This window comes from Roseicyclus amphidinii (assembly GCF_030163755.1).
Taxonomy (GTDB): Bacteria; Pseudomonadota; Alphaproteobacteria; order Rhodobacterales; family Rhodobacteraceae; genus Roseicyclus; species Roseicyclus amphidinii.
Window position 1 is genome coordinate 1 of record NZ_JASJOE010000143.1, and the last position, 1,485, is coordinate 1,485.

At 71.1% G+C, this 1,485-nt stretch carries 1 protein-coding gene and 1 pseudogene; both read left to right on the plus strand.

Translation table 11 applies throughout. The features are described 5' to 3' along the window. Positions 1–1,137, plus strand: a 1,137-nt coding sequence (locus QQK83_RS19245; protein ID WP_284267056.1) for an FHIPEP family type III secretion protein, incomplete at its 5' end; no start/stop codon positions are given. Then, positions 1,137–1,485 (plus strand): annotated as a pseudogene (locus QQK83_RS19250) (hypothetical protein); the annotation flags it as partial. The gene QQK83_RS19245 and the pseudogene QQK83_RS19250, both read left to right, overlap by 1 nt.

The following is a 1,485-nucleotide window of genomic DNA, read 5'->3' on the forward strand; positions in this document are numbered from 1 at the left end:
GGCGCGCGGGGCCAGCGTGCCGCGCTGCCCGCCCCGGCGGGCGAGACCGCGGACAGCCCGGCCGTCATCACCACCGAGGATGTCACCGATTACGCCCGTGTCACGATCCAGATCGGCTATGGCCTGATCCCGCTGATCGACGAGGCCGAGGGCGGCGCGCTGGTGTCGCGGATCACCGGCATCCGGCGCGAGGTGTCCAAGGCCATGGGCTTCGTCGTGCCCGCCGTGCGGGTGCGCGACGACCTGAACCTTGCCGCCAACGCCTATCGCATCCGCATCGGGCAGGCGATCGTGGCCGAGGACACCGTCCACCCCGACCGCAAGCTGGCGCTGCCCGGCGGCACCTCGATGCGCAAGCTGCGCGGCATCGACGTCAAGGACCCGTCCTTCGGCCTCGATGCGGTCTGGATCCTGCCCCAGCAGCAGGCCGAGGCCGAGGCCGACGACCATGTCGTCGTCGAGCCCGACAGCGTCATCGCCACGCATCTGAGCCAGATGCTCTATGCCCATGCCAGCAAGCTGCTTGGCCCCGATGACGTGCAGGGCCTGATCGACGTGCTGGACCGGACCGCGCCCACGCTGGTGCAATCGGTGGTGCCCAAGCTTGTGCCGCTGCACGTGCTGACCTCGGTGATGCGTCACCTTCTGGCCGAGCGCATCCCGGTGGGCGACCTGCCGCGCATCCTGGAGGGACTGGCCGATCTCTCGGGTCGACAGCTCGAGCCCGCGGACCTCGCCGAGGCGCTGCGCCCCGCGCTGACGCCCCAGCTGCTGCAACAGATCGTGCCCCTGAAAGACGCGCTGCCGCTGGTCACGCTGGCCCCCGATCTCGAGGAGCTTCTGGTGCGCAGCGCCGCGCAGGGGGCGGGGCTGATGCTCGACCCCGCGCTGTCCGAGCGCATCCTCAAGCGCCTGTCCGAGATCGGCGAGACACTCGCCGCCCAGGGGCGGCAGCCCATCGTGGTGGTCTCGGCCAGCCTGCGCCGGCTCTTTGCCGGCTTCCTGAAAAGCCATGCCGCGGACGCCATCGTCCTGGCGGTGTCCGAGCTGCCCGAAAGCCGCCGGATCGAGATCGTCGGAACCCTTGGCGGTGCGCAACAGCCCGCCCGTAACACCTCGCAAGGAGACCAAGCCTGATGTCCGTTATCACGGTGCGCGCCGCTGACAGCGCGACGGCGATGGATGATGTCGCCCGCCGCCTCGGCCCCGATGCGTTGATCCTGTCCACCCGGTCGTGGAACGGCCAGATCGAGATCGTCGCAAGCGACGGGCGCGATGTGGGTGCCCCGGTGGCTGCTCCTGTCCGCGCGATGCGCGCGGCACCGCAGCCCGCGGACCAACCCGACGACACCGCTGACAATGCCGGTGACGCCGCCCCGCAGGGTGTGGCCCATGGCTTCGCGGCCTATCTCGCGCGGGCTGTGCGCCCGGCGGGCCGGGCAGGGGCCGCGCGGGTGCATCCGCAGGCGCTGGGCATGTGCTACC